This window comes from Pseudonocardia sp. Ae505_Ps2 (assembly GCF_001932425.1).
In the GTDB taxonomy this organism is placed as follows: domain Bacteria; phylum Actinomycetota; class Actinomycetes; order Mycobacteriales; family Pseudonocardiaceae; genus Pseudonocardia.
In genome coordinates, this window is the sequence record NZ_MCIP01000001.1 from 1,982,149 (window position 1) to 1,988,074 (window position 5,926).

Consider the following 5,926-nt stretch of genomic DNA (forward strand, 5'->3'; position numbering starts at 1 on the left):
GGGACCGCCGCGCACGCGTCGCACGCCGGTCGGGGGGACCGGCCCCGGCGGGGCGTCGGCAGGTCGCGGCTGCGGCTGCGACGGGTGTGCGCCGGTCGCCGGGCGCGGCTGTGGCCCGGACGGATGCGGCCCGGAGCCGGGGCGCGGCTGGGCCCCGGAGGGCTGGGCTGAGGACGGCTGGGCCCCGGACGGCTGGGCCCCGGACGGGTGCGCACCGGGGCGCCGCTGCGGGCCCGACGGGTGCGCCCCGGGTGGCGGGACGGGCGGTCCGGGAGGGCCCTGCGGTGCGGGGGGCGCGGGCGGGCCCGCGTCGTCCGGGCGCCGACGCGTACGCCGGGACCGGCGCACCTCGTCGTCGCCGTCCTGCACCGGGCCTCCTCGTCGCGACCGCCGGAGCGGACGCGCGTGACGGGGCGCGGGGTGGGGGGCGCGCCCTTCCGGATCGTGCGGCCGCGGGGACCGCACGGCCGATCTTATTCGGCTCGGACCGACGCGGGTGGCGCGGGGCGCGACGCGCCCTGCTCCGGTTGGGGGATCGACCTGCGTCCGGCTGCCGCCCCGGCCAAGGTCACCCGGCCGTCGGCGTCGCGGTGGGCGACGGCGTTCCGTCCCGCCTGCTTGGCCGTGTAGAGGAGCACGTCGGCCTCGGTGACGAGGGCCTCGACGTCGTCGTCGCCCGGACGGGACCGGGCGACGCCGATGCTGATCGTCATCCGCAGGTCGGGGTGCAGGTCGGTCCAGTCGTGCGCGGCGACGCGCTCGCGGGCGGTCTCGCAGGCCGCGACGCCCTCCTCGGCGGTCAGCCCGGGCAGCACCAGCGCGAACTCCTCGCCGCCGTAGCGGGCGCAGAACGCGCCGGGCGGCAGGGCCCGGCCGAGCTCCAGCACCATCCGCTGCAGGACCCGGTCCCCGAACGGGTGCCCGTGGGTGTCGTTGACCAGTTTGAAGTGGTCGATGTCGGCGAGCGCCAGGCAGACGGGCAGGTCGGTGCCCGCGGCGAGCAGGTCGATCAGCCGCTCGTCGAGGTAACGGCGGTTGTACGACGCCGTCAGGCTGTCGCGGCGGCTCTGCTCCCGGGCCTCGGCGTGCTCGCGGCGGAGCCGGTCGAGCTCGTCGGCCGGGCTCGGCGCGCTGAGGCCGTGCAGGAGCCGGACGGCCTCGCGCAGGTGCAGGTAGGCCTGCTCGTAGCGGTGGTGCTCGGCGAGCCGCTCGGCGGCCGCGGTGTGCAGGGCCGCGCGGGCCGCGGGTGAGGCGGGGGCGAGGTCGTCGTCGTCCGGGGCGTCGGGCCCCTGGGCGGGCGGCGTCGGGCCGACGCGGCGGGCGGACCGCACGAGCCTGCGCACCGTCCATGCGGTGTCGGTCATGATCCACCTCCCCGTCGTCGTGCCGTTCCGGCGCCACTGGGACTGTTCATCGGTGACACCCCTGGGACGCTTGAGGCGTACGGGGTCGTCGGCACCCGTTCGGCGCCGTGGTTCCCCCGGGTCGGGGTAACGCGTTTCGCCCCGGGGTCGCCGCGATCAACCTCCGGAGTGCTCCACGTCCGCCCCGAAGGGGATCGACGGGTCGTCCGGGTCGTCGAGCCAGTGCTCGGGCAGCACGACGCGACCGGGTGAGCCCTGACGCCCCCGCGGCCCGTCGGCCTCGGCCGGGAACGGCTCGTCCGGGTCCAGCCCGGACAGCAGCTCGTCGAGGTGGTCGATCGACTCCACCATGCCGAGGCTGCGCCGCAGCTCCGGGCCGACCGGGAAGCCCTTGAGGTACCACGCGATGTGCTTGCGGACGTCGCGGATGCCCTTGTGGTCGCCCATGTGCTCGCACAGCAGGACGGCGTGCCGGCGCAGCGTCGCCGCGACCTGGCCGAGGTTCGGGGGTGCCGGCAGCTCGCGGCCGGCGAACGCGGCCTCCAGGTCCCCGAACAGCCACGGCCGCCCCAGGCAGCCCCGGCCGACCACGACGCCGTCGCAGCCGGTCCGGGCGACCATGTCCAGCGCGTCCTGCGCGGAGAAGATGTCGCCGTTGCCCAGCACCGGGACGTGCGCCGGGACGGCGTCGCGCAGCCGGGCGATCTCGTCCCAGTCCGCCGTGCCCGAGTAGCGCTGCGCGGCGGTGCGCGCGTGCAGCGCGACGGCGACCGCACCCTCGTCCACGGCGATCCGCGCGGCCTCGAGGTGGGTGTGGTGCTCGTCGTCGATGCCGATCCGCATCTTGACGGTGACCGGTCGGTCGCCGGCGCCGGCGACCGCGGCCCGCACGATCCGCCGGAACAGCTCCCGCTTGAACGGCAGTGCCGCCCCGCCGCCCTTCCGGGTGACCTTGGGGACCGGGCAGCCGAAGTTCATGTCGATGTGGTCGGCGAGGTCGCGCTCGACGATCATCTCCGCGGCCCGCTGCATCGACGCCGGGTCGACGCCGTACAGCTGCATCGAGCGGGGGTGCTCGTCCGCGTCGAAGGCGATCATGCGGAACGTCAGCGGGTTCTTCTCGACCAGCCCGCGAGCGGTGATCATCTCGCAGACGTAGTAGCCGGCGCCCTGCTCGCGGCACAGGCGACGGAACCCGGGGTTGGTGATGCCGGCCATCGGCGCGAGCACCACGGGGGTGTCGACCTCGAACGGGCCGATGCGCAACGGCGGCAGCACGCGGTCACGGCGGGCGGGGGTGTCCGTCCGCGCGTCGCGGACGCTGTCCAACACGGTCACGCCTACCAGTGTCCCAGGCGCGCGGACGGGCGCCGACCTCGGCGTCGCTCAGAAGTCGACGGTGACGCAGGCGGGGCGTCCGCCCGCGGTGCCCGCGTGCCCGGCGTGGGAGGCGGTCGGCTTCTCGTGCAGGACGACGGACTCCGCCCGCCGGTCGTCCGGGAAGACCCACGGGACGGTGGCGGTCGACTCGCCTGCGCCGTTCGCGTCGGTGGTGACGTCGAGCCAGATCTCGTTCATCGGGTTGGCGTAGGACGGGTCGACGCTCGGTGTCACCGGGTCCTCGGAGAACTGGTAGTGCGGCCCCGCGTCGGCACCGGAGGCCGCGGTGCAGGGCCGCGTGTGCGCGTGCGCGCCATAGGTCCGGTTCGGCAGCAGCCCGGTCACCCGGAGGGTGGCGACGGTGGCACCGTCCTGCTCGGCGTGGGTGACCGCGACGGTCGAACCGACCGGGACGAGCGCCGGGTCGTAGGTGAACGCGGGCCCCTCGCCGCCCTGGGCGAAACTCGCGGACACCTGGGGCTCCGCGGCCGGTGGCTGCCCGCCGCTGCAGGCGGTGAGCAGGAGCGCGGTCATGAGCAGGAGCACGGGACGCTTCATGATCGTCAGTGTCGGAGATGTGAGGTTTCGGGGCGCGTCGTCGTGGGCCGGTTCGCCCGGACGGGTGTCGTGGTCGGGAAGGGGCCTCACGGGGCGCTCGACGGCCGTCGACCGTTCGTCCTCACGATCCTGTGCGACATGGGGTGTGGAGCGCGGGCGGCGATGCTCACGGACTGTAGGATTTCCTCAGGTTCCGCCGGGCGAGCACGGGGCGCGGGGGAGGGCCGGGGCCTCTAGCTCAATCGGCAGAGCAGCGGACTTTTAATCCGCGGGTTCGGGGTTCGATCCCCCGGGGGCCCACACAATCCGCAGGTCTCAGAGTCGCCCGAGCTGGTCACTGATCTTCCTGACAGTGACGTGCGAGTCGTCAAGGCGCCGCCTTCGGCAGCGCGGGGCCGGCCACGCCGGTCCCGCCGTCCGACCCTCTACCTCCGGCCCCGGGCGTGGCCGTCGGTGCCGGTTACCCGGCCGCGAGCCGCTGCGGCTGCCCTTACGCGAGGCTGCGAGCAGGGCGCCGGGCTCGGACGAAGAGGAAGACGGGGGCCGTTCGAAGTGTCGTTCTCAGTCCCTCGGGCAGTGGAGCATCAGCAACCGGCTGTGGCTCCTCGACAGCGTCGACGATGTAGCCCGCGTCCAGAAGCGGCCCGAAGATCGCTGAAACCGGGCGCCGGTACAGCGTGGCGGTGACCTCCTGGCCGTCCAGGTCCCACGTCTCGTGGACTTGCTCGGTCCGGTGGTAGTCGGCCTTGTCGCACAGCGCCCAGCCGTTGATCGGGTGGTGAACAGAGAACAGCAGTGCGCCACCGGGAGCCAGGCAGCGGCTGAGTTCGGCCAGTAACGGACGCCAGTCGGGAAGGTAGTGGAGCACGAGCGAAGCGATCACGAGGTCGATTGAGCCAGTCCCTACGCTGTCCAACGGCTCTTCGAGGTCCGCCACGGAGACTGTGGCCTGCCCGCTCGTTCGCTGCCGCGCCAGCTCGACAAGGCGTGGCTCTCGGTCCAGGGCGATCACGGCGGCGCCGCGCTCAATGAGCTGTGTGGTTAGGGCGCCGGCGGCGCATCCGAGTTCGAGTACCCGCTGCCCAGTCAGGTCCCCAGCAAGCCTCAGCATCGCCGGACGCTCGTAGTACGCGTTCGGGCCACTCCGATCGGAATGCTGCGCATAGATGTGAGCGTGGTCCTTGTATAGGGCATGGCTGACCATGGCTCGGACCCTACGAGCAGTTGCGTACCACAAGCTGAGCAACGCGACCCCGATGACGTCGTGCTGTCTCCCCTCGGCCGAAATCGTGCACGTCTCCACGGCGGCCGCAAGGGCGCCTACGGTGTCGCTTCGCGAGGGCGCAGGCCGCCACCCTTGCCCCCACCGCTTCGACGAGCAATCCTGCGGCCAGGACGAGGGGGACAGAGGAGAGCGGGCCCGAGCGCGAGACAGCCCCAACCACTGCGCCGGTCTCAATATGGGGGTAGACGCATCCTCATTTCGTCTCCCGATGATGCGCCGAGCCAGGAGCGGGAAACTCTCAGCCAGCAATCTCCCGTGCCGATATCACTGGGTGTCAAGGCGCCGCGGAGCCGGCCACGCCGGCCCTGCCGGCTCGCTCCCTACACCTCCGGCCCGTTCGCGGCCGCTCGGGGCCGGCCCGCTAGCCCCGAGCCACGGAGAAGGTGCCCTGATCTCAGGGGCTGATGGCCCGCATGTCGCACGCCATACTCGCCGGGTGTACGGACGCCTACATCACATGCAGCTGGCCATGCCCCGCGGTCGTGAGGACGACGCGCGGCACTTCTTCGCAGATGTCCTCGGTATGACGGAGATCCCTAAGCCGTCGGTGCTCGCAGCCCGCGGCGGTGCCTGGTTTCGGGGCGGAGGTGTTGAGCTTCATCTCGGCGTCGAGGATGACTTCCGCCCTGCCCGCAAGGGGCACCCGGGCATCCAGGTTGAGGATCTCGACGAAGTAGTCCGCAGGCTTGCGGCGGCTGGCCAGGAGACAACCTGGGACGCGGACTTTCCAGGATTCCGACGGATCTACGCGGCCGACCCGTTCGGGAACCGGCTGGAGTTCCTAGAGCCTGATGAGAACTGATACCGGGCTCCGCCCAGACCCGGCACCGCTTCGGAGATCAGGTGAGTGCAGCAGGGGTGGTGATCTCCTCACGGCGCGCCGAGATGGCTGTCGGTCCGAGGGGTGAAGCGCAAGGCGGGACTGAATGAGGTGTTCTCAGTAGCGGGTTGATCATGTCGTGCGGTCGTACTCGGTGTGGAGTAGTACGAGCGCAGCTGCGGTGATCGCGCCGGTGCGCCAGGGACATAGCGTGACTCGCCGCAACGCGGCGAAGGTGGTCTTGAGCAGGGCGTTTCCGCGTTCGGCCAGAGCACGAAGGGCTGAGTGCAGGGTGTTGACGGTGCGCTGGTTGACCGTCTGCCCGCGGCCGGGGGCGAGTTTGATGGGCACGGTGAGCCGGTCGGCTTCGCCTTCGTAGCCGAGGTCGCCCAGCGCGGCGTGGGTGTCGTCGGTGAACGCGGCCAGGCCCTCGAGCAGCCCGGGGTGGGTACGGGCGCAGCGGGTGTCGTGCTCGCGGCCCGGCCGCACGTCGCTGGTCCATAGCGGCCATCCATCAGG

At 72.4% G+C, this 5,926-nt stretch carries 6 protein-coding genes and 1 tRNA gene; 2 read left to right on the forward strand and 5 right to left on the reverse strand.

Going from position 1 to position 5,926, the window contains the following annotated elements:
* Positions 1 to 473: 473 nt before the first annotated feature.
* The 3 genes from Ae505Ps2_RS09390 to Ae505Ps2_RS09400 form a co-directional block, all read right to left on the reverse strand.
* Positions 474 to 1,364, reverse strand: coding sequence for a GGDEF domain-containing protein (locus tag Ae505Ps2_RS09390; RefSeq protein ID WP_020625093.1), 891 nt, complete (start codon positions 1,362 to 1,364; stop codon positions 474 to 476).
* Positions 1,365 to 1,520: 156 nt separating this feature from the next.
* The gene (gene dusB / locus Ae505Ps2_RS09395; RefSeq protein WP_075312469.1) at positions 1,521 to 2,642 is read right to left on the reverse strand and encodes a tRNA dihydrouridine synthase DusB; all 1,122 of its coding nucleotides are present in this window, start codon (positions 2,640 to 2,642) and stop codon (positions 1,521 to 1,523) included.
* Between the two features lie 108 nt (positions 2,643 to 2,750).
* Positions 2,751 to 3,302, reverse strand: a complete 552-nt coding sequence (locus Ae505Ps2_RS09400; RefSeq protein WP_075308738.1) for a superoxide dismutase family protein — start codon at positions 3,300 to 3,302, stop codon at positions 2,751 to 2,753.
* 227 nt (positions 3,303 to 3,529) lie between these two features.
* On the opposite strand from Ae505Ps2_RS09400, the gene Ae505Ps2_RS09405 reads away from it, so the two are divergent.
* Positions 3,530 to 3,602, forward strand: a tRNA-Lys gene (locus tag Ae505Ps2_RS09405).
* A 190-nt stretch (positions 3,603 to 3,792) separates the two neighbouring features.
* Here the strand turns inward: Ae505Ps2_RS09405 and Ae505Ps2_RS09410 are convergent.
* Positions 3,793 to 4,506, reverse strand: a complete 714-nt coding sequence (locus Ae505Ps2_RS09410) for a class I SAM-dependent methyltransferase (RefSeq protein ID WP_075334129.1) — start codon at positions 4,504 to 4,506, stop codon at positions 3,793 to 3,795.
* A 538-nt stretch (positions 4,507 to 5,044) separates the two neighbouring features.
* On the opposite strand from Ae505Ps2_RS09410, the gene Ae505Ps2_RS09415 reads away from it, so the two are divergent.
* Positions 5,045 to 5,389 (forward strand): VOC family protein, encoded by a 345-nt coding sequence (locus Ae505Ps2_RS09415; RefSeq protein ID WP_020625089.1) that lies wholly within the window; start codon positions 5,045 to 5,047, stop codon positions 5,387 to 5,389.
* A gap of 150 nt (positions 5,390 to 5,539) precedes the next feature.
* On the opposite strand, the gene Ae505Ps2_RS09420 is transcribed toward Ae505Ps2_RS09415, so the two are convergent.
* On the reverse strand, positions 5,540 to 5,926 hold a 387-nt coding region (locus Ae505Ps2_RS09420), incomplete at its 5' end, for a transposase family protein (protein WP_249265243.1).